Genomic DNA, 20086 nt, shown 5'->3' with positions numbered 1-20086 from the left:
CCGGCCGGGGATACGGGCCCTCACGGGTCCCCCGGGGGTTGCCGCTGGGCGCGGCGGCGTTCCCCGCCGGCGCGGGGCCGTTGCCGCTGCGTGGCAGCTTGAACCGTTGCCGGGTGCGGCTCCGTCCCCGCCGACGCGGGGCGAGTAACCGCTGCGCGGGGCGTTGTCAGCCCGGCACCGCACCGAAACAGCCCCCGCGCAGCGGCACCGCCCCGCGGGGGAACACGACGCCGCGCCGACGAAAAACCGCCCCGCGCAGCGGAAACGCGCCAGCGGAACACCGCGGCGGCGTCACGCACGGCGGGGGCCACGCCACAGCACCACCGCCGCGGCGAGCAGCGCGATACCCACCGCGCCCGCCGCCAAGGCCGGCACCGGCGGCGGCCCTGATGCGGACGGGTCCGGGGAGTGGGGGCCGGGCCCGAAATACCGGCCCGTGTAGTCACGCGCGACCCGTGGGCGCTGCGCCTCAGGGCGCAGCCGCGCACCCCGCTCGATCGCCGCCGCCGGGTCGACCAGGCCCGCGCCCAGCGCGTCCGAGCGGCCGCCCCGTGGGGCGTCCCGTGCCGTGGAGGTGAGCAGGCCGCGGATCTGGGCCGGGCTCAGGCCGGGGTGGGCGGCGCGGATGAGGGCCACCGCGCCGGAGACGAACGCGGCGGCGGCACTCGTGCCCCAGCCCTCGTAGTAGCGGCGGTCGGGGTCGGCGATGACGACGTCGACGCCGGGGGCGCTGACGGTCGCGTACCAGCGGCGGGTGGAGAACGCGGCGCGGTTGCCGTAGCGGTCCACGGCGGCGACGGCGATCACGCCGGGGTAGGCGGCGGGGTAGGAGACGTGGTCGCCGTGTTCGCCGCCGTTGCCGGCGGAGGCGACGACGACGGCGCCCTTGTCCAGGGCGTAGCGGACGGCGGCGTCCTCGCCCGGCTCGGGGTGGGCGGAGTCGCTGTCGTCGCCGAGGGACAGGTTGATCACGTCGGCGCCGTGGTCGGCGGCCCAGCGGATGCCGTCCGCGAGGGCGCCGCCGCGTGCGTTGCGGGCCCGGGGGCGGTCGGGGTCCTTGTCCTCCAGGATCACCCGGACCGGCAGGATTTTCGCTTCGGGGGCGACGCCGAGGACACCGTCGCCGTCGCCGTGTCCGCGGCCGGCGATGATGCCCGCCATGGCGGTGCCGTGCCGGGCCCAGGCCCGGTCGCCGCGGCGGGCGCCGAAGCCGATGAGGTCCTGGCCGGGCAGTACCTGGCCCTGGAGGTCGGGGTGTTCCTCGTCGACGCCGGTGTCGAGGACCGCGACGGTCACCCCCGCGCCCTTGGTGGTCTTCCACGCGTCCTGGGTGCGCAGGGCGTCGAGGGCCCACTCCTGGGCCCTTATGGTGTCGGCCCGGGCGGGGGCGGCGGGCAGGGCGACGAGGGTGGCGGCGGCCAGCGCGGCGGCGGTGCGGCGGAGGGCGCCCCGGGCCGGGCCGGCCGGCTCGCGCGGTGTCATCGGGGGGTCTCCCGGGGTCGGGTCACGGCCTGCCGGAAGTCTCGTTCCACTCGGGCGGCGAGCGCGTTCGCGTCGTGGCCGAGGCCCGCCTGGGCGGGGGCGGTGGTCGCGCCGGGGGCGGTGGCCCGTCCGGCCGGCTGGGGCGGGGTGTCCGTGCGGGCGTCGGCGAAGCCGCTCACGGCGTAGACGACGGCCGGGGCGTCGGTCAGGACGCTGATGCGCCAGCTGGCGCGCTGGGCGTCGCCGAAGTGTTCGGCGGCGGTGCCGGCCGGGGCGTACGGGCGGGGCATCAGATCGGGGCGTTCGTCGAGGTGTTCGTCGGTGAACCGCGCGCGCAGGGCGCGCATACCGGCGGCGTCGGCCTCGGTGACGAGCAGACCGACGGTGGTCACCCGGGTCGAGGTGGCGTCGGTGTACGCCGCCCGCAGCAGCCGCTTGCAGCCGACCGGTGCCAACGCCCTGGCCAGCAAGGGGTCGAAGGCGCCCGCGCAGTCGGCGTCGGCGGCGACGCCGATCCGGGTCCAGTCGCGGAACGCGCCGCCGGGCCCGGCGGCGGGCTCGCGCACGACGCGGGGGAAGAGGGTGTCCACGGGGACGGTCCGCCAGAGTCCGGCGCCGCGCGCGTACGTGGTCCCGGCCGCGCCGGGCTCCCCCGGTCCGGTGGTGAGCCAGGTGCCGGCGGCGGCGCCGCCGATGAGGCCGAGGCCGAGGACGGCACACACGGCGGCCGCGGCGGTGCGCCCGGGCCGCCTTCGCGGGGCGCCGGGCCCGGCGCCCGGGGGCGGTGGTCCGGGGACCGGGGGCCGGGGCGGGGTTCGCCAGTCCTCCGGCACGAGGACGGGCAGGGGGGTCCGGGCGAGCGGGACGCGCGGCGGCATGGGGTCCGCTTCGGTGCTCAACCTGCGCTCCCCCTCGCGAGCCGGCTCGCCGTACCGCCGATCGCCCTTCGGGACAGGCCGGTTCGTATCCGTACAACCCGCCACCGGCGGGTGGCCCATGGCGTGCCCGGACACTCTACGGGGCGCGGAGCGGCGCGGGCCATTCGCCTGTACCGGCCCTCTGTTCAGGGGTGTTTCCCTCTGGCAGGCTGCCCGCCATGGCTGCTCACACCGTCGGTTCCGCCGCCGACCGAGTCCGTTACGACCGGGCGACGGCCCATCTGGACGCCCCGCTGGCCGTGGTCGATCTCGGGGCGTTCGACGCCAATGCCGCCGATCTGGTGCGGCGGGCGCGGGGCAAGCCGGTCCGGGTGGCGAGCAAGTCGGTGCGCTGCCGGGCGCTGCTGGAACGGGCGCTGGCGCACGAGGGCTTCGCGGGGGTGATGAGCCATACGCTGGCGGAGTCGCTGTGGCTGGCGCGTTCGGGTTTCGACGATGTGCTGTTGGCGTATCCGTCGGCCGACCGGGAGGGTTTCGCCGAGCTGGTCTCGGACGCCAAGCTCGCGGAGACGGTCACGGTGATGGTGGACGACCCGGCGCAGCTGGCGCTGATCGACGCGGCGCGGGCCGGGCTGGGCCGGACCGAAGAGGTCCGGGTGTGCCTGGAGTTGGACACCTCGCTGCGGTTGCTGTGCGGCCGGGTGCGCGTCGGCGCGCTGCGTTCGCCGTTGTGGGAGCCGGGGGCGCTGGCGGAGCTGGCCCGGCTGATCGACCGCCGGCCGGGGTTCCGGCTGGTGGGGCTGATGGCGTACGAGGCGCATGTGGCGGGTGTCGGTGACGCGGTGGCGGGGCGCCCGGTGCGGTCGCGGGCGGTCCGGTTGATGCAGACGGTGGCGCGCCGGGAGCTGGCGGCCCGTCGGGCCGAGGCGGTGCGGGCGGTACGGGCCGTGGCGGAGCTGGAGTTCGTCAACGGTGGCGGTTCGGGCAGTGTGCAGTACACGGCGGCGGAGGGGGCGGTCACGGAGGTGGCGGCCGGTTCGGCGCTGTACGCGCCGCGGTTGTTCGACCACTACAGCTCGTTCCGGGGCCGCCCGGCCGCGCTGTTCGCCCTGCCGGTGGTGCGCCGCCCGGGGGTGGGAGTGGTGACCGTGCTGGGCGGCGGGTATCCGGCGTCGGGGGCCATGGGCGCGGACCGGTTGCCCGTGCCGTATCTGCCGGCGGGGCTGCGCCTGACCGGCCGGGAGGGTGCGGGTGAGGTGCAGACGCCGCTGGTCGGGCAGCCCGCCGACGATCTGCTGGTGGGTGACAAGGTGTGGTTCCGGCACGCGAAGGCCGGGGAGCTGTGCGAGCGGTTCGCGGTGCTGCGGCTCGTCGAGGGCGACCGGGTGGTGGACAGTGTCCCCACGTACCGGGGCGAGGGCCGCACCTTCGTCTGACGTTCGTCCGGTGACGAGCGGTGGGGGCCGGCGTCACTCGACGCCGGCCCCCACCGCCTGGTGGTGAAGTGCCGTTCGCTCAGTACGCCCGGTCCGGCTGGTCGGGGATGACCGAGCCGTCGGCGCGGAGCACGGGGCCGTGCGTGCCGTCCTCGTGGGTGGCGCCGGTGGTCGCGCACGGGTAGTCGCCGGACTTGCGCGGCATGGGCTCGATGAACATCGGGTTGGCCACCCAGCGGCCGTCCGCGTTGTCGAAGGCGCGGCACATCAGCTCGGCCTTGTTGCGGTTGATGGCGAGGTGGGCGCCGGTGGCGTCGTTCACGAACGTCACGTCGGTGTCGGCGTCACCGGCGCCGAGCGCGATACGGTGCGCGTGGTCCTGCTGCTTCCAGGCCTTGGCGCCCTTGATCTTGAAGATCTCCTGGTTGATCATGCAGCGCTTGCCGTCCATGTACGGCAGTGCCCCGCCGGGGCCGTCCGCGACGCCGCCGCAGCCCTTGATGCCGGGGGTGAGGCGGCCGTGGTCGAGGACGCTGCGGATGCCGATGGTGTGCCGGCGGTCGAGCCCGACACCGCCGGACCACGCCTCGGCGATCGGCTCGCTGGAGGCGGAGACGATGTAGACGTCGAAGCCGGCCTTCTTGAGCGTGCGGATCAGGTCCTTCTGCTGGTCGTAGTAGCGGACGTAGCCGGCGATGGTGTGGGTGCCGACGGTCTGCTTCGCCCCGATGGGCGCGGCGAGCTGTTCGGCGCGTGCCTTCCTGGCGAAGGAGGTCAGCGCGGCGGGGGTGTGGCCGCTGAACAGCTGCGGGATCCAGGCGTAGGCGGGCACCGTGCGCCGGTGGTTCCAGTCGCCGGCGAAGGCGGCCGCGCCGCTCATGGTCTGCGACTTCTCCCGGATCTCGAAGATCTCGTCGGCGCAGGCGGTGTTCTTCGAGGTGCGCAGCGGTTTGCCGACCGGTACGGACGTGCCGCACGCCTTGGTGAGCGCCTTGTCGGCGGCCGGGGTGAGCCAGACGCTGGTGTCCTTCCAGCTCTTCGGCCGCAGGATCCTGTCGTGCTTGAGGGCCCAGGCGAGCGTGGCATCGGTGATGTCGTTCTTGACGACGGTGTTGTCCCAGTCGAAGGCGGCGACGGGGCGGGGGCCGCCCTTGCCCGAGCAGGTGCCGCGCTCGTCGATCATCTTCTGGAGCTTGGCGCGGTTGTCGCCGAACCATGTGATGTTCTTGTCGAGCTGCGGGCAGTGCGACCGCGCGGCGGGCGCGGGGGCCGCGGCGGTGGCGGGCACCGGGGCGGTGAGGGCCGCGGTGATCGCGAGACCGATGACTATGGCGTGCTTGTTACGCATACGTCCTCATTGGCGCATGGGGGCAGGACACACCGGGACCGGCCGGACGGACGGTCCCGGTACTGATCATGGACCTTACAGCGGGGTGACGTAGGCGCCCGCGATGCCACCGTCGACAAGGAAGTCGGCGGCGTTCACGAAGGACGAGTCGTCGCTCGCGAGGAAGGCCACGGCTGCGGCGATCTCCTCGGGCTCGGCGAACCGGCCCACGGGGACGTGCACCAGCCGGCGCGCGGCCCGCTCGGGGTCCTTGGCGAAGAGTTCCTTGAGCAGCGGGGTGTTGACCGGGCCCGGGCACAGGGCGTTGACGCGGATGCCCTCGCGGGCGAACTGCACCCCCAGCTCGCGGGACATGGCCAGCACGCCGCCCTTGGAGGCGGTGTAGCTGATCTGTGAGGTGGCGGCGCCCATCCGGGCGACGAAGGAGGCGGTGTTGATGATGGAGCCCTTGCCCTGGCGCCGCATATAGGGGAGCGCCGCCTTGCAGCAGAGGTAGACGGAGGTCAGGTTGACCTCCTGGACGCGCTTCCAGGCGTCGAGCCCGGTGGTGAGGATGGAGTCGTCGTCGGGGGGCGAGATGCCGGCGTTGTTGAAGGCGATGTCGACCGAGCCGTAGGTGTCGTAGGCGGTCTTGAAGAGCGCCTCGACCTCCTCGGGGTCGGTCACGTTCACCTTGACGAAGAGTCCGCCGACCTCGGCGGCGGCGGCCTTGCCGGCCGTCTCGTCGATGTCGGCGCAGACGACGGCGGCGCCCTCGGCGGCGAGTCGTCGGGCCGTGGCCAGGCCGATGCCGCTGCCGGCTCCGGTGATGACGGCGGTGCGGCCGACGAGTCGGCGGCAGACGGGGGTCCGGTCGGTCACTTGTTACTCCTCGGTGCTGATGAAGACGTTCTTGGTCTCGGTGAAGGCGGCCGGCGCGTCGGGCCCCAGTTCCCGGCCGAGGCCGGACTGTTTGAAGCCGCCGAACGGCGTCCAGTAGCGGACGCTGCTGTGGGAGTTGACGGAGAGGTTGCCCGCGGCGACCCCCCGCGAGACACGGACGGCCCGGCCCACGTCCCGGGTCCAGATCGATCCGGACAGCCCGTACGGGGTGGCGTTGGCGATCCGTACCGCGTCCGCCTCGTCCTCGAAGGGCAGCACCACGGCCACGGGCCCGAAGACCTCCTCGACGGCCACGCGGTCGTCGGGGGAGCCCTCCAGGACGGTCGCCGGGTACCAGAAGCCCTTGCCCGTGGGGGCCTCGCCGCGGATCGCCGCAGGCGCGGACTCGGGCACGAAGGACCGTACGCGCTCGCGGTGCGCGGCCGAGACGAGCGGGCCCATCTGGGTGGACGGGTCCTCCGGGTCGCCGACGACGAAGGACTTCACCGCGGGCTCCAGCAGCTCCATGAAGCGGTCGTAGACGCTTCGCTGCACGAGGACGCGGCTGCGGGCGCAGCAGTCCTGGCCGGTGTTGTCGAGAAACGAGCCGGGGGTGCTCGCTGCTGCCAGTTCGATGTCGGCGTCGGCGAAGACGATGTTGGGGTTCTTGCCGCCGAGTTCGAGGGTCAGGCGTTTCACGTTCGCCGCGCATTTGGCCATGATCTGTTTGCCGACGGCGGTGGAGCCGGTGAAGACGACCTTGGCGATGCCGGGGTGCTCCACGAGGGCGTCGCCCACGACGGGCCCGTCTCCGGGGAGGACTTGCAGGAGTCCCTCGGGCAGCCCGGCCGTCAGGGCGAGGTCGGCCAGCCGCAGGGCGGTGAGCGGGGTGGTCTCGGCCGGTTTGAGGAGGACGGCGTTGCCCGCGGCGAGCGCGGGAGCCAGGCCCCAGGCGGCGATGGGCATCGGGAAGTTCCACGGGGCGATGACGGCGATGACGCCGAGCGGTTCGTGGAAGGTGACGTTCAGCCCGCCGGCGACGGGGATCTGGCTGCCGGTGAGCCGCTCGACGCCGCCGGCGGCGTAGTCGAGCAGGTCACGGACGTTGCCCGCCTCCCAGCGGGCGTTGCCGATGGGGTGTCCGGCCTCCCGGACCTCCAGCAGCGCCAGCTCCTCGATGTGTCCGTCGACGACGGCGGCGAAGCGGCGCAGCTGCCGGGCCCGGTCGCCGGGGGCGAGCGCCGCCCATCCGGCCTGGGCCCTGGCGGCGCGTGCCACGGCGGTGTCGACGTCCTCCCGGGTGGTGGCGGAGACGGTGGCGATGACCTCTTCGGTCGCCGGATTGATGATGTCGTGCAACGTAACGCTCCTGATCGTTCGCTCCGCCGTGGGGCGGCCGGTGTCACCGTGGTGCGCCGCGCGCGGCTACATGCGCTCGAAGGAGCGGAACCGCTCCCAGTCCGTGACGGCCGCGTCGTAGGCCCGCTGCTCGACGCGTGCCATGTGGAGGTAGTGCTCGACCACCTCGTCACCGAACGCGGCGCGCGCTATGGGGCTGGCGCCCCACAGTTCGGCGGCCTCGCGCAGTGTCGTCGGCACCTGGGGGGTGTCGCCGGTGTAGGCGTTGCCGGTGCACGCCTCGGGCAGCTCCAGTTCGTTCTCGACGCCGTACAGGCCGGCGGCGACCATGCCCGCGACGGCGAGGTAGGGGTTCACGTCACCGCCGGGCAGCCGGTTCTCGAACCGGTGCGCGGGGCCGTGGCCGACGACGCGCAGGGCGCAGGTGCGGTTGTCCGGGCCCCAGGCGACGGCGGTGGGCGCGAAGGAGCCGGGGCGGAAGCGCTTGTAGGAGTTGATGTTCGGCGCGTACAGCAGGGTGAAGTCGCGCAGGGCGGCGAGCTGTCCGGCGAGGAAGTGCCGCATGGTCTTCGACATGCCGTACGGGCCGTTGTCGTCGGCCAGGACGGGTGCGCCCGTCTCGTCGCGCAGCGAGAGGTGGATGTGGCAGGAGTTGCCCTCGCGCTCGTCGTACTTGGCCATGAAGGTGAGCGCCATGCCCTCCTGGGCGGCGATCTCCTTGGCTCCGGTCTTGTAGACGGAGTGCTGGTCGCAGGTGGTCAGGGCGTCGTCGTAGACGAAGACGATCTCGTGCTGGCCGAGATTGCACTCGCCCTTCGCGGACTCCACCGTCATGCCGGCCGCGCCCATCTCGTTGCGGATGCGGCGCAGCAGCGGCTCGACGCGGCCGGTGCCGAGGACGGAGTAGTCGGCGTTGTACTGGTTGGCGGGGGTCATGCCGCGGTAGCCGCGGCCCCACGCCTCCTCGTAGGTGTCCTTGAAGACGAGGAATTCCAGCTCGGTGCCCGCGTAGGCCTTCCAGCCGCGTTCGGCGAGCCGGTCGAGCTGGCCGCGCAGGATCTGCCGGGGGGAGGCGAGGACGGGTGAGCCGTCGTGCCAGGCGAGGTCGGCGGTGACGAGCGCGGTGCCGGGGTTCCAGGGGGCCAGACGCAGGGTGGTGCGGTCGGCGTGCATGGCGAAGTCGCCGTAGCCGCGTTCCCAGGACGACATCGCGTAGCCGGGGACGGTGTTGAGGTCGACGTCCACGGCGAGGAGGTAGTTGCATCCCTCGGTGCCGTGCTCGAGGGCCTGGTCGAGGAAGTACCGGGCCGCGAACCGCTTGCCCTGAAGCCTTCCTTGCATATCGGTGAAGGCGAGGACGACAGTGTCGATCTCCCCGCGGTCGACGAGCATGCGCAGCTCCTCGACGGCGAGCGGGGGCGTGCGGTCTGCCACAGTGTTGCCTCCTGTCGGTGCGACCGGAGGTCTTAAGGTAGGCCCGTAGACCATTGGTTGGAAAGGGGCTTCATGAACTCGACGGACGGGACGGGCGGAAGCGGCGTGGACCGGCTGGCGCCGGTGCTGCGGCCGGTCCGCGCGGGCAACGGCTTCGAGGAGGCCTTGGAGCAGATACTCCAGATCGTGCGGCTGGGCCTGGTCGCGCACGGCGAACGGCTGCCCGCCGAGCGCGAGTTGGCCGAGCGGCTGCGGATCAGCCGGGTGACGCTGCGCGAGGTGCTGAAGGTGCTCCAGGACCAGGGGCTGGTGGAGAGCCGGCGCGGCCGGTACGGCGGCACGTTCGTCCTCGACCGCGCGGCGGCGCCGGCCGCGGCCGGCGCGCGGGAGCCGCGGCGGGGAGTGGCGGCGGTGGACGTCGAGGACACGCTGCGCTTCCGCGAGGTCCTGGAGGTGGGGGCGGCCGGGCTGTGCGCCGCGCACGGGCTGTCCGACGAGCAGGGCGCCCGGCTGCGCGCGGCGCTGGACGCCACCCACGACGCCCCGCTCGCGGAGTACCGCCGGCTGGACACGATGCTGCACCTGACGCTCGCCGAACTGTCCGGCTCGCCCTCCCTCGCCGCCCAGTACGCGGCGGTCCGGGCGTCCGTCAACGATCTGCTGGACCGCATCCCCTTGTTGGTGCGCAACCTGGAGCACTCGCAGACGCAGCACACCGCGCTGGTCGAGGCGGTCCTGGACGGGGACGCGGACGGGGCGCGCGAGGTGATGCGGGAGCACTGCTGCGGCACGGCGGCCCTTCTGCGGGGATTTCTCGGCTGAGTAACGCGCTGGTAACCAGCGTTTTACGCAAGGGGGTTGCTTTTCGGCCGACGCCACGGCAAAGGTATGGCGCAAAACCTTTACCCCCGAGGCAGGAGCGGCTCATGGCCGATCGCACGGAGTCACCCAGCGCACCGCCCCCCGCCCCGCCCGGGAAGGGCTCCGCCGACTCCCGGGCCTATCTGGACAAGCGCGCCCTGCGCCGGGGCAGTGCGGGCCCGCTGCTGCTCACCGGTCTGGGCGTGGCGTACGTCGTCTCCGGTGACTTCTCCGGCTGGAACTTCGGCCTCGCGCAAGGGGGGTTCGGCGGACTCGCCATCGCCGCCGTCCTGATGGGCCTGATGTACACCTGCATGGTCTTCGCCCTGGCCGAGCTGGCGTCCATCCTGCCCACCGCCGGCGGCGGTTACGGCTTCGCCCGCCGTGCGCTCGGCCCCTGGGGCGGCTTCCTCACCGGCACCGCGATCCTCATCGAGTACGTCCTCGCGCCCGCCGCGATCTCCCTCTTCATCGGCGACTACGTCGAGTCGCTGCACCTGTTCGGCCTCACGTCGGGCTGGCCGGTGTACCTGGCGTGCTTCGTCCTCTTCATCGGCATCCATCTGTGGGGCGTCGGCGAGGCGCTGCGGTTCAGCTTCGTGGTGACCGGCATCGCCGTCGCCGCGCTGCTGGTCTTCGCGGCCGGGGCGTTCACCGACTTCGACGCCGGGCGGCTGCACGACATCCCCGTCGACCCGGACGCGTTCGGCGCCTCCTCCTGGCTGCCGTTCGGACTGCTGGGCATCTGGGCGGCCTTCCCGTTCGGCATGTGGTTCTTCCTGGGGGTCGAGGGCGTGCCGCTGGCCGCCGAGGAGACCAAGGACCCCGCGCGCACCCTGCCGCGCGCCATGGCCACCGCCATGGGCATCCTGCTGCTCCTCGCCCTGCTCACCTTCCTCGCCGCCACGGGCGCGGGCGGCGCCGACGCCATGAAGGACGCGGGCAATCCGCTGGTCGCCGCGCTCCAGGACGACGGGCACCCCACCGCACTGGGCCGCGTCGTCAACTACGCGGGGCTGGCCGGGCTCGTGGCCTCCTTCTTCTCCCTCATCTACGCCGGTTCCCGGCAGCTCTTCGCCCTCTCCCGGGCCGGCTACCTCCCCCGTTTCCTCTCCCTCACCAGCCGTCGCAAGGCCCCCTACCTCGGCCTGCTGGTGCCCGGTGCGCTCGGTTTCACGCTGGCCGCGGCGAGCGGCGACGGGGCCCGGATGCTCAACGTCGCCGTCTTCGGCGCCACCATCTCCTACGCCCTGATGTCGCTGTCGCACCTCGTGCTCCGCCGCCGCGAGCCCGGCCTCGCCCGCCCGTACCGCACCCCCGGCGGGGTCCTCACCTCGACGACCGCCTTCGTACTGGCCTGTTCGGCGCTGGTGGCCACCTTCCTGGTGGACGTCACCGCGGCGGTCATCGCGCTGGGCGTGTACGCCGTGGCCGCGGGCTACTTCGCCTGCTACAGCCGGCACCGGCTGGTGGCGAGCGCCCCCGAGGAGGAATTCGCCGCGCTGGCCGCGGCCGAGGCAGAGTTGGCCCGCGAGTGATCACGCCACCGCGTACGGACGTACGCGGGGAGAGGGGAGGAAGAACGGTGGACAGCCAGCCGCTGATCGGTGTCACCACGTATCTCACACGAGCCCGCTGGGGGGTGGCGTGGGACCTCCCGGCGGCGCTGCTCCCGGCCGACTACCCCGCCTACGTCCAGCGGGCCGGCGGCCTGGCCGTCATGCTGCCGCCCGGCGACCCGGCCACCGCCGGCGCGGTGCTCCGGCGCCTGGACGGCCTGGTCCTCGCCGGCGGGGAGGACCTGGACCCGGCGCTGTACGGCAGGGCCCCGCACCCCCGCGCGGGCGCCCCCGTGCCCGAGCGGGACCGCTGGGAACTGGCGCTGCTGGCCGCCGCGCTGGAACAGGACGTGCCGGTGCTCGGCATCTGCCGGGGCATGCAGCTGATGAACGTCCACGCGGGCGGCACGCTCACCCAGCACCTGCCGGACGAGGTGGGCCACGAGGACCACAACCCGGTGGCGGGTGTCTTCACCGCCCACCCGGTCACACCGGCGCCGGGCACCCGCACCGGCACGCTGCTGCCCGAGCGGTGCGAGGTGGCCACCCATCACCACCAGGCGGTGGACCGCCTCGGTGCGGGCCTCGTCGCCACGGCCCACGCCGAGGACGGCACGATCGAGGCCCTGGAGTACCCCGGCGCGTCCTTCCGGGTGGGCATCCAGTGGCACCCGGAGGCCCGGGAGGACCTGCGTCTGATCGAGGCGTTGGTGGCGGCCGCGGCGCGCCGGGGCTGAGCCGCGGGACGCCGGCGGCTCAGCGCGTCAGCCCCAGCAGGTCCCGGGCCGGGCCCGTGGGGCGGTGGCCGGTGGGCCAGACGGCGCGCAGGTCGCGGCGGAGGCCGACGCCCGGGACGGGGATCTCCACCAGCCGGCGGGCCGCCAGCTCCTCGCCGACGGCCAGTTCGCTGAGGACCGAGGGGCCGGCGCCGCTGACCACGGCCGCCTTCGCGGCGGTCGTGGAGGTCAGCTCCAGCAGCGGCCGGGCCACACCCCCGTACGAGGCCAGCGCGGCGTCCAGGACCTGCCGGGTGCCCGAGCCGCGCTCGCGGAGGATCAGCGCCGTCGCCGCCAGTTCCGCCGCGTCGAGCGGGGCGCGGCGGCGGGCCCACGGGTGGCCCGGCGCGGTGACGACCACGAGCCGGTCGTGACCGATGACCGCCCCGTCCAGGCCGGGCGGCACGGCCAGGCCCTCGACGAATCCGAGGTCGGCCTCCGCGGCCAGCAGCCGCTCGGCGACGGCCGACGAGTTCCCGGCGAGCAGCGAGACCGCCGTGCCGGGCCGCTTCGCCCGCAGGGCGATCAGCCAGCCCGGCAGCAGGTACTCCGCGATGGTCATGCTGGCCGCCACCCGCAGCCGCGAGTCCCGGCGGCCCCGCAGCGCCTGCGCCCCGGCGTCGAAGGCCTCGGCCGCCTCCACGATCCTCCGGGCCCAGTCGGTGACGAGCGCCCCGGCATCCGTCAGCCGTGAGCCGCGCGGCGACCGCTCGACGAGCGCGACGCCGAGCATCCGCTCCATGGTCCGCACCCGGCTGCTGGCGGCCGGCTGGGTGATGCCCAGCTCCCGGGCCGCCCGTCCGAGGCTCCCCAGCCGCGCCACGGCGAGCAGCAGCTCCAGCGCCCCGAGGTCCGGCACCCGGTGCGCGAGCATCCCGCGCGCTGCCCCGACGGCGGGCGGCACGGCCCCCACAGCCCTCTCGCTCATAAGCCCACTTTATGCCCCCATAGGTCCGTGGTCCCTGGTGGCCGCTCCCGTCCGGCCCCACCGTGGACCCATGACCACGCTCACGCCCCCGCGCCCCGTACCGCTCGCCCCGCCCCGGGCCGCCCGCCCGGGAGTCCGGCACCTCGGGCCGAACTGGTACGCCGCCGTGATGGGCACCGCGATCGTCGCGGGGGCCGGGGCGGCGCTGCCCGGGCGGGTGCCCGGCCTGCGCGGGGCGCTGGAGGCGGTGTGGGGGCTGTCCGCGCTGGCCCTTCTCGTGCTGCTCGTCGCACGGGCCGCGCACTGGGGGCGGCATGCCGATCAGGCCAGACGGCAGCTGGCGGATCCCGCCGTCGCCCCGTTCTACGGCTGTGTGGCGATGGCGCTGCTCGCCGTCGGCGGCGCCACGCTCTCGGTGGGGGCGGGCGTGATCGGCGAAGGGGCGGCCGTGGCCGCCGACGCGGTGCTCTGGACGGTCGGCACGGTGATCGGGCTGGCCGCCGCGGCGGGCATCCCGTATCTGATGGTGACCCGGCACGCGCCGACGCCGGGCAGCGTCTCCCCCGTGTGGCTGCTGCCCGTCGTCGCGCCCATGGTCTCCGCCGCGCTCGGCCCGGCCCTGGTGCCGCGGCTGCCGGCCGGGCAATGGCGGGAGGCGATGCTGCTGGGGTGTTACGCGCTGTTCGGCATGAGCCTGCTGGCCGTCCTGGTCATGCTGCCGACCGTCGTCGGCCGGCTCGTGCACCACGGCCCGCTGCCGCTCGCCCTGACGCCGACGCTGTTCCTCGTGCTCGGCCCGCTGGGCCAGTCGACGACCGCGGTGGGCCATCTCGCCGATGTGGCCCCCGGTGCCGTCGCCGCGCCCCACGCCCGCGCGGCGGCGTCCTTCGCCGTGCTCTACGGCGTCCCGGTGACGGGCTTCGCGCTGCTGTGGTTCGCGTTCGCCACGGCGATGGCGGTCCGCGCCTTCCGGGGCGGGATGCGCTTCACGATGACCTGGTGGGGCTTCACCTTCCCCGTCGGCACCTGTGTGACGGGTGCCGCGGGGCTCGCCCGCCACACGGGACTGACCGCCTTCTCCTGCCTGGCGGCCGGGCTCTACGCCCTGCTCGTCGTGGCGTGGGCCGTCGCCGCGTCGGGCACGCTGCGCGGGCTGTTCAGCGGCCGGCTGCTGCGAGCGCCTGCCCCAGCACTTGCGGCGCCCGGGCCAACGACGGCCCGTACCAGGTGAGATGACGCCCGCTGACCAGCGCGCACGGCAGCCCGGGGAACGCTTCCGGGCCGTCGCCGGCATGGAAGCGGTACGGCTCGTCGGGCAGGACGACGAGGTCGGCGCCGCAGGCGTTCAGCTCCTCCAGCGGGACGCGCGGGTAGCGCTCGCCGTGCCGGGCGTAGAGGTGCTGCACACCGAGCCGGGCGAGCACGTCGCCCGCGAAGGTGTCCCGGCCGAGGACCATCCACGGCCGCCGCCACACCGGCACCACCGCCCGGCGGGGCGGGGTCGTGGCGGTCACGTCCCGCCACGCGTCCTCGGCGTCGCCCAGCCACGCGGGCCGGGCGAGCCCGCAGCCGCGCACCAGCACCCGCTCAAGCTCTCGGAACGCCTGGTCCAGCGACCGCACTTCGGTGACCAGCACCTCCAGCCCGGCGGCGCGCAGGGCGCCGAGGTCGGGGGCACGGTTCTCCTCCTCGTTGGCGATGACGAGGTCGGGCGCGAGGGCGGCGATCCGGCCCAGGTCGGGGTTCTTGGTGCCCCCGATCCGTACGACGTCGAGCCCGGCCGGGTGCTCGCACCAGTCGGTGGCCCCGACGAGCAGCTCGGGCGCACCGGCGGCCACGGCCTCGGTGAGGGAGGGGACGAGGGAGACGACACGCCGTACGGCGCTGCGACCGGCCATCCGCCTACCGTACGTCCGTACGAGCCGCTGTGGTCCTGAATCGCCGGACAGGCTTGGATCGCGCCCGTCCGGCGATTGAGGACAGAGCACAGCAGCCCGTCCGGCGATTGTGGACGCGCCCGCAGGGCGCCCGCCGCCGCAGGCGGCAAGACGGCCCGCAGGCGGCAAGACGACCGGTTACGACACCGCGCCGGAGGCGACGGGTGCGAGCTTGTCGACCGTGCCGGGGTTCTTGTCCATCCAGCGGCGGGCGGATTCCTTCTCCTTGCCCTTGCCGCCGTTCTGGAGCTCGACCTCCAGCGAGGCGAGGTCCTTCTCGGACATCTTGAACTTCTTCAGCCACCGGGTGACGTCGGGGAAGTCCGCGCCGAAGTCCTTCTTGGCGACGGCGTGGAGCTCCTCGCCCTTGCCCCAGGCACCCTTGGGGTCCTTGAGCTTCTTCAGCTTGTACTTCCCGTAGGCCCAGTGCGGGGACCACAGGGTGGTGACGATCGGTTCCCGCTTCTTGTACGCCCGGTCCAGCCCGGCGAGCATCGAGGAGGTGGAGGACGAGAGCACCTTGTACTCGCCGCCCAGGCCGTAGGCGCCCATCACCTTGTCGTTCAGCGTGCCCATCATCCCGGCGCTGGACTCGATGCCGACGATCTTCCCGCCGAACCGGCCGCCCTTGCCCTTGAGGTCCTCCAGCGAGTCGACGCCGTCGACGTACTCGGGGACGGCCAGCTCCAGCGACGTCGGGCCGTACCAGGCACCGAGGTCGGTGAGCTTGTCGCGGTAGCGGTCCATGTACTGCTGGTGGGTCGTGGGCAGCCAGGAGTCGAGCTGCACGTCCATCTGGCCCTGGGCGAGCGCGGTGTACAGCGGCCCGGGGTCGAGCTGCTGGACGGTCGGCTTGTAGCCCCGGTCCTCCAGGATGTTCTGCCAGAGGTAGGTGGTGGCGACGGCCTCGTCCCAGGGGAAGTAGCCGAGCTTGATCTGCTTGCCCCGGCCGACGTCCGGACCGCTCGCGGTGGTCTGGCGGTCGTCGCCGTGGGTGAGGTTCATACCGCCGGCGACGAGCGCGAGGACCACGATGCCGACGGTGGCGACCGCCGTACCGGGCCGGTAGCGCAGGAAGGCCAGACCCCGCACCGACGCGGCCGCCTTGGCGGCGGCCCGGCGGCCGATCGGGGAGACCCGCTGGCCGAGCGCGCCGGTCATCCGGTCCAGGTACATGGCGAGGACGACGACGGCGAGACCACTCTCGACACCGGCACCGATCTGGACCTGGGTCACGGCCGCGTACACGGACTCGCCGAGGCCGCCGGCGCCCGCCATGCCGGCGATGACGACCATGGACAGCGCCAGCATGATGACCTGGTTGACGCCCGCCATGATCGTGGGCAGGGCGAGAGGCAGCTGCACCCGGGTGAGGGTGTCGCGCGGGGTGGTGCCGAAGGCGCGGGCGGCCTCGACGAGTTCTTCGTCGACCTGCCGGATGCCCAGTTCGGTCATCCGGACGCCGGGCGGCATCGAGAAGACGATGGTCGCGATCAGACCCGGGATGGGCCCGATGGAGAAGAACATCACGCCGGGGATCAGATAGACGAAGGCCGGCATCGTCTGCATGACGTCCAGCACGGGCCGCAGCACACCGCTCACGGTGCGGCTGCGCGCCGCCCAGATGCCCAGCGGCACGGCGGCCAGCAACGTGATGACGCTGGCGACGAGCACGAGCGACAGGGTCGCCATCGCCTCGTCCCACAGCCCGAAGGAGTCGATGAGCGCCATACCGGCGAAGGTGCACACACCGGCGAGCAGGCCGCGCAGCCAGCAGGCGACGACGGCCAGGATGCCGGCCATGAGCAGCGCGTGCGGCGCGCCGAGCACCGACTCGACGCCGTCGTACATCCCGGTCAGGACGGTGTTGATGAAGTCGAACAGCCAGTCCAGGTGGTTCTGGAGCCAGTCGACGGCGTTCTCGACGCCGTCACCGAGGTTGATCCTAGGCACCGGCCGTCACCTCCGCCTCGGACTCCCGCGCAAGGGGCGCTTCGGGTCCGCGCGGCTGCTCGCCGAGCGCGGCCAGCATCCGGTCGCGGGTGACGACCCCGGTGAGCGTGCCGTCGGCGTCGGTCACGGCGACCGCGTCACCGCTGTGCGAGAAGGGGGTGAACAGCTCGGCGACGGGCGTGTCGGCGTCCACCGTCGCGGGCGCGGCGTCGAGGACGTCCTGCGCGGTGCGGGTGGTGCCGTCGGCCGCCAGGGCGGTGCCCGGCCGGTCCATGATCGATCCGGCGGTGAGGACCCGGGAGCGGTCCACGTCCTGGATGAAGGAGGCGACGTAGTCGTTGGCGGGGCGCACGAGGATGTCCTCGGCGGTGCCGTTCTGCACGATCCGGCCGTCGCGCATGACCGCGATCCGGTCGCCGAGGCGCATGGCCTCGTTGAGGTCGTGGGTGATGAAGACGATGGTCTTCTTCAGCCGTGTCTGCAGCTCCAGCAGCTGGTCCTGCATGTCCCGGCGGATCAGCGGGTCGAGGGCGCTGAAGGACTCGTCCATCAGCAGCAGGTCGGCGTCGGTGGCGAGCGCGCGGGCGAGGCCCACGCGCTGCTGCATTCCGCCGGACAGCTCGTCGGGCCAGGAGGTCTCCCAGCCCTTGAGGCCGGTGAGTTCCAGGGCCTCGGTGGCGCGCCGCTCGCGCTCCGCGCGGGGCACGCCCTGCACCTCCAGGCCGTAGGCCGCGTTCTCCAGCACACTGCGGTGCGGGAAGAGGGCGAAGTGCTGGAAGACCATGCTGATCTTCCGGGAGCGGACCGAGCGCAGCTCGGCCGGGGACAGCGCCGTCAGGTCCTGATCGTCGAAGAGCACGCGTCCGGCGGTCGGTTCCAGCAGTCCGTTGAGCATGCGCAGCAGCGTGGACTTGCCGGAGCCCGAGAGGCCCATGACCACGAAGATCTGACCCGCCTCGACGTCGAACGACGCGTCGATGACCGCCGCGGTGGTGCCGTCGGCGCGCAGCTCGTCGCGGCTCGCGCCGTCTTCGAGCCGCTTCACGGCGGCTTCGGGTCGTTTGCCGAACACTTTGTACAAGTGCTCGACGTGCAGCCTGGACACATACACCTCTCGGGTTGAACGCGTGACGGTCCGCCGCCCCCGGTGGGGCGTTCCCGGACGAGCGGGTGACGGGCCGTGGAGCGGCGCGGTATCGGACCGGGCCTGTCACGGCGCCCGGGCGCCGTGGAGTCACGGTGCGACGGGGTCCGCTCCGATGCCGCGCCTGCCCAGGAGCATTCACCGCAAACCGAACAGTGATCGGGCTCACATTCGATTTCTGTCGGGACGGGCGGGGCCGGTGGGGCGACGGTGGGCCTGCCGACGGCTGTCACAGGTGTGCGGCATGATCGACCCCGTGACGCGACGCCTGATGCTCCTCGACACCGCCTCCCTGTACTTCCGCGCCTATTTCGGGGTGCCGGACTCGGTCCGCGCCCCCGACGGCACCCCGGTGAACGCGGTGCGCGGTCTGCTGGACTTCATCGCCCGGCTCGTCCAGGACCACCACCCGGACGACCTCGTGGCGTGCATGGACTTCGACTGGCGGCCGGAGTGGCGGGTCGAGCTGATCCCGTCGTACAAGGCGCACCGGGTCGCGGAGGAACTCACCGGCGCGCCGGACGAGGAGGAGATCCCCGACACCCTCTCCCCCCAGGTGCCGATCATCGACAGCGTGCTCGACGCCCTGGGCATCGCCCGGGTGGGCGCGCTCGGATACGAGGCCGACGATGTGATCGGCACACTCGCCGGGCGGGCGAAGGGCCCGGTGGACATCGTCACCGGCGACCGCGATCTCTATCAGCTCGTCGACGACCGGCGCGGAGTGCGGGTGCTGTACCCGCTCAAGGGCGTCGGCACGCTCCAGATCGTGGACGAGGCGCTGCTGCGGGAGAAGTACGGGGTGGACGGCCCCGGCTACGCCGATCTGGCGCTGCTGCGCGGCGACCCCAGTGACGGGCTGCCGGGCGTGCCGGGGATCGGCGAGAAGACGGCCGCGAAGCTGCTGGCCGCCTACGGCGACCTGGCCGGGATCATGGCGGCGGTCGACGACCCGGCGGCCAGACTCACCCCCACCCAGCGCAAGCGGCTGGACGAGGCGCGCCCGTATCTGGCGGTGGCACCGAAGGTGGTGCGCGTCGCCTCCGAAGTGACGCTGGCGCCCTTCGACCCCCGGTTGCCGTCCGTGCCCCGCGACCCGGAGGCGCTGCTCGCCCTCGCGGAGCGGTGGGGCCTGGGCGGCGCCCTGCAGCGGCTGGTCACCACCCTCACCCGCTGAGCGCCCTTTCCCGACCGTTCCGGCCGGTTTTCCACCGGGAGAGCTGTTAGGTTAGGTGAACCTTACTTAGCAGTGTTCAGGGGAGACAGCCATGGCAGACCGTCCCGTTCGCAAGAAGCCGATGCTCCACCGCGCGCGTGTGCTCCGCACCGAGCGGCTGACCCCTCATATGGTGCGTGTGGTCATGGGCGGCGAGGGGCTCGCGGACTTCACCGCCGGCGAGCACACCGACCACTACGTCAAGCTGCTCTTCCCCGTCCCGGGCGTCACCTACCCCGAGCCGTTCGACATGGAGGTCATCCGCCGCGACCTCCCCCGTGACCAGTGGCCCAGCACCCGCACCTACACCGTGCGCTCCTGGGACCCGGCCGCCCGCGAGCTGGCGGTCGACTTCGTGATCCACGGCGACGAGGGCCTGGCCGGCCCCTGGGCCGCGGGCGCCCGGCCGGGCACGGAGATCTTCTTCCTCGGCCCCGGCGGCGCCTACTCCCCCGACCCGGCCGCCGACTGGCATCTGCTGGCCGGCGACGAGAGCGCGCTGCCGGCGATCGCCGCCGCGTTGGAGCGGATGCCCCAAGGCGCCCAGGTCGTCGCGTTCGTCGAGGTCACGGACGCGAGCGACGAGCAGCAGCCGGCCCTCCCCGACGGCGTCGAGATCACCTGGCTGCACCGCGGCGCGGCCCCCGTCGGCGAGGCCCTCGTCAAGGCCGTGCGCGCGCTCGCGTTCCCGCCCGGCGAGGTACAGGCCTTCGTGCACGGCGAGGCGGGCTTCGTGAAGGAGCTGCGCCGCCATCTGCGTCTGGAGCGCGAGGTGCCGCGCGAGCGGCTGTCCATCTCCGGCTACTGGCGGCGTGGTCACGACGAGGACGGCTGGCAGGCCTCGAAGCGCGAGTGGAACCAGCAGGTGGAGGCGGAACAGGAGGCCGGGGCCGCCGCCTCCGGCTCCTGAACAC

At 73.5% G+C, this 20086-nt stretch carries 17 protein-coding genes; 7 read left to right on the top strand and 10 right to left on the bottom strand.

The genetic code is table 11. The features are described 5' to 3' along the window. Window positions 1-291: 291 nt before the first annotated feature. Window positions 292-1482 carry a type VII secretion-associated serine protease mycosin gene (gene mycP / locus ACZ6MA_RS18435; RefSeq protein WP_469434887.1) on the bottom strand — a complete coding sequence of 397 codons (1191 nt, stop codon included), beginning with the start codon at window positions 1480-1482 and terminating at the stop codon, window positions 292-294. Continuing rightward, window positions 1479-2381 (bottom strand): hypothetical protein, encoded by a 903-nt coding sequence (locus ACZ6MA_RS18430; protein WP_469434886.1) that lies wholly within the window; start codon window positions 2379-2381, stop codon window positions 1479-1481. The genes mycP and ACZ6MA_RS18430 overlap by 4 nt, the downstream gene beginning before the upstream one ends. A gap of 197 nt (window positions 2382-2578) precedes the next feature. On the opposite strand from ACZ6MA_RS18430, the gene ACZ6MA_RS18425 reads away from it, so the two are divergent. Continuing rightward, the gene (locus ACZ6MA_RS18425; RefSeq protein WP_469434884.1) at window positions 2579-3796 is read left to right on the top strand and encodes an alanine racemase; all 1218 of its coding nucleotides are present in this window, start codon (window positions 2579-2581) and stop codon (window positions 3794-3796) included. Window positions 3797-3875: 79 nt separating this feature from the next. Here the strand turns inward: ACZ6MA_RS18425 and ACZ6MA_RS18420 are convergent, their stop codons facing one another. The 4 genes from ACZ6MA_RS18420 to ACZ6MA_RS18405 all read right to left on the bottom strand — a co-directional run bounded on the left by ACZ6MA_RS18420 (window position 3876) and on the right by ACZ6MA_RS18405 (window position 8798). Beyond that, on the bottom strand, window positions 3876-5144 hold the full coding sequence (locus tag ACZ6MA_RS18420; protein WP_469434882.1) for an HAD family hydrolase: 1269 nt from the start codon (window positions 5142-5144) through the stop codon (window positions 3876-3878). Between the two features lie 75 nt (window positions 5145-5219). Next, the gene (locus ACZ6MA_RS18415) at window positions 5220-6005 is read right to left on the bottom strand and encodes a 3-oxoacyl-ACP reductase (protein WP_469434881.1); all 786 of its coding nucleotides are present in this window, start codon (window positions 6003-6005) and stop codon (window positions 5220-5222) included. 3 nt (window positions 6006-6008) lie between these two features. Next, window positions 6009-7364: an aldehyde dehydrogenase family protein gene (locus ACZ6MA_RS18410; protein WP_469434879.1), complete on the bottom strand. Its 1356-nt coding sequence runs from the start codon at window positions 7362-7364 to the stop codon at window positions 6009-6011. A 66-nt stretch (window positions 7365-7430) separates the two neighbouring features. Next, window positions 7431-8798: a glutamine synthetase family protein gene (locus ACZ6MA_RS18405; RefSeq protein WP_469434878.1), complete on the bottom strand. Its 1368-nt coding sequence runs from the start codon at window positions 8796-8798 to the stop codon at window positions 7431-7433. Between the two features lie 72 nt (window positions 8799-8870). Between ACZ6MA_RS18405 and ACZ6MA_RS18400 the strand changes: the two genes are divergently transcribed. The 3 genes from ACZ6MA_RS18400 (at window position 8871) to ACZ6MA_RS18390 (ending at window position 11955) form a co-directional block, all read left to right on the top strand. Next, complete coding sequence (locus tag ACZ6MA_RS18400) at window positions 8871-9620, top strand: FadR/GntR family transcriptional regulator (protein WP_469434877.1); 750 nt, start codon at window positions 8871-8873, stop codon at window positions 9618-9620. Window positions 9621-9724: 104 nt separating this feature from the next. Then, window positions 9725-11197 carry an ethanolamine permease gene (gene eat / locus ACZ6MA_RS18395; RefSeq protein WP_469434875.1) on the top strand — a complete coding sequence of 491 codons (1473 nt, stop codon included), beginning with the start codon at window positions 9725-9727 and terminating at the stop codon, window positions 11195-11197. Window positions 11198-11244: 47 nt separating this feature from the next. Next, entirely contained in the window at window positions 11245-11955 is a 711-nt protein-coding gene (locus ACZ6MA_RS18390; RefSeq protein ID WP_469434874.1) for a gamma-glutamyl-gamma-aminobutyrate hydrolase family protein, read from the top strand. Between the two features lie 19 nt (window positions 11956-11974). Here ACZ6MA_RS18390 and ACZ6MA_RS18385 read toward each other — a convergent pair whose 3' ends face one another. Next, complete coding sequence (locus tag ACZ6MA_RS18385) at window positions 11975-12922, bottom strand: LysR family transcriptional regulator (protein ID WP_469434872.1); 948 nt, start codon at window positions 12920-12922, stop codon at window positions 11975-11977. 70 nt (window positions 12923-12992) lie between these two features. Between ACZ6MA_RS18385 and ACZ6MA_RS18380 the strand changes: the two genes are divergently transcribed. After that, window positions 12993-14153, top strand: coding sequence for a TDT family transporter (locus ACZ6MA_RS18380; protein ID WP_469434871.1), 1161 nt, complete (start codon window positions 12993-12995; stop codon window positions 14151-14153). Here ACZ6MA_RS18380 and ACZ6MA_RS18375 read toward each other — a convergent pair. From ACZ6MA_RS18375 to ACZ6MA_RS18365, 3 genes are all read right to left on the bottom strand, one after another. Continuing rightward, on the bottom strand, window positions 14080-14820 hold the full coding sequence (locus tag ACZ6MA_RS18375; protein WP_469434869.1) for a helical backbone metal receptor: 741 nt from the start codon (window positions 14818-14820) through the stop codon (window positions 14080-14082). The two genes, ACZ6MA_RS18380 and ACZ6MA_RS18375, sit on opposite strands and share 74 nt — an antisense overlap. 177 nt (window positions 14821-14997) lie before the next feature. Continuing rightward, entirely contained in the window at window positions 14998-16812 is a 1815-nt protein-coding gene (locus ACZ6MA_RS18370; RefSeq protein WP_469434868.1) for an ABC transporter permease/substrate binding protein, read from the bottom strand. Beyond that, complete coding sequence (locus ACZ6MA_RS18365; protein WP_469434866.1) at window positions 16805-17917, bottom strand: quaternary amine ABC transporter ATP-binding protein; 1113 nt, start codon at window positions 17915-17917, stop codon at window positions 16805-16807. Before ACZ6MA_RS18365 ends, ACZ6MA_RS18370 begins: the two co-directional genes overlap by 8 nt. A 283-nt stretch (window positions 17918-18200) precedes the next feature. On the opposite strand from ACZ6MA_RS18365, the gene ACZ6MA_RS18360 reads away from it, so the two are divergent. Then, window positions 18201-19133: a 5'-3' exonuclease gene (locus ACZ6MA_RS18360; protein ID WP_469434865.1), complete on the top strand. Its 933-nt coding sequence runs from the start codon at window positions 18201-18203 to the stop codon at window positions 19131-19133. Window positions 19134-19224: 91 nt separating this feature from the next. Continuing rightward, entirely contained in the window at window positions 19225-20082 is an 858-nt protein-coding gene (locus ACZ6MA_RS18355; RefSeq protein WP_469434864.1) for a siderophore-interacting protein, read from the top strand. The last annotated feature ends 4 nt before the right edge of the window (window positions 20083-20086 follow it).

It is taken from the genome of Streptomyces sp. NPDC042259 (genome assembly GCF_055582085.1).
The sequence above is the reverse complement of the archived record's forward strand: the minus strand, read 5'-3'. Positions and strand labels throughout refer to the sequence as shown.

Excerpts from the sequence above, each read along its gene's own strand:
- mycP (WP_469434887.1), bottom strand. The coding sequence starts at position 1,482 with ATGACACCGCGCGAGCCGGCCGGCCCGGCCCGGGGCGCCCTCCGCCGC.
- ACZ6MA_RS18425 (WP_469434884.1), top strand. The coding sequence starts at position 2,579 with ATGGCTGCTCACACCGTCGGTTCCGCCGCCGACCGAGTCCGTTACGAC.
- ACZ6MA_RS18420 (WP_469434882.1), bottom strand. The coding sequence starts at position 5,144 with ATGCGTAACAAGCACGCCATAGTCATCGGTCTCGCGATCACCGCGGCC.
- ACZ6MA_RS18400 (WP_469434877.1), top strand. The coding sequence starts at position 8,871 with ATGAACTCGACGGACGGGACGGGCGGAAGCGGCGTGGACCGGCTGGCG.
- eat (WP_469434875.1), top strand. The coding sequence starts at position 9,725 with ATGGCCGATCGCACGGAGTCACCCAGCGCACCGCCCCCCGCCCCGCCC.
- ACZ6MA_RS18385 (WP_469434872.1), bottom strand. The coding sequence starts at position 12,922 with ATGAGCGAGAGGGCTGTGGGGGCCGTGCCGCCCGCCGTCGGGGCAGCG.
- ACZ6MA_RS18380 (WP_469434871.1), top strand. The coding sequence starts at position 12,993 with ATGACCACGCTCACGCCCCCGCGCCCCGTACCGCTCGCCCCGCCCCGG.
- ACZ6MA_RS18375 (WP_469434869.1), bottom strand. The coding sequence starts at position 14,820 with ATGGCCGGTCGCAGCGCCGTACGGCGTGTCGTCTCCCTCGTCCCCTCC.
- ACZ6MA_RS18360 (WP_469434865.1), top strand. The coding sequence starts at position 18,201 with ATGATCGACCCCGTGACGCGACGCCTGATGCTCCTCGACACCGCCTCC.
- ACZ6MA_RS18355 (WP_469434864.1), top strand. The coding sequence starts at position 19,225 with ATGGCAGACCGTCCCGTTCGCAAGAAGCCGATGCTCCACCGCGCGCGT.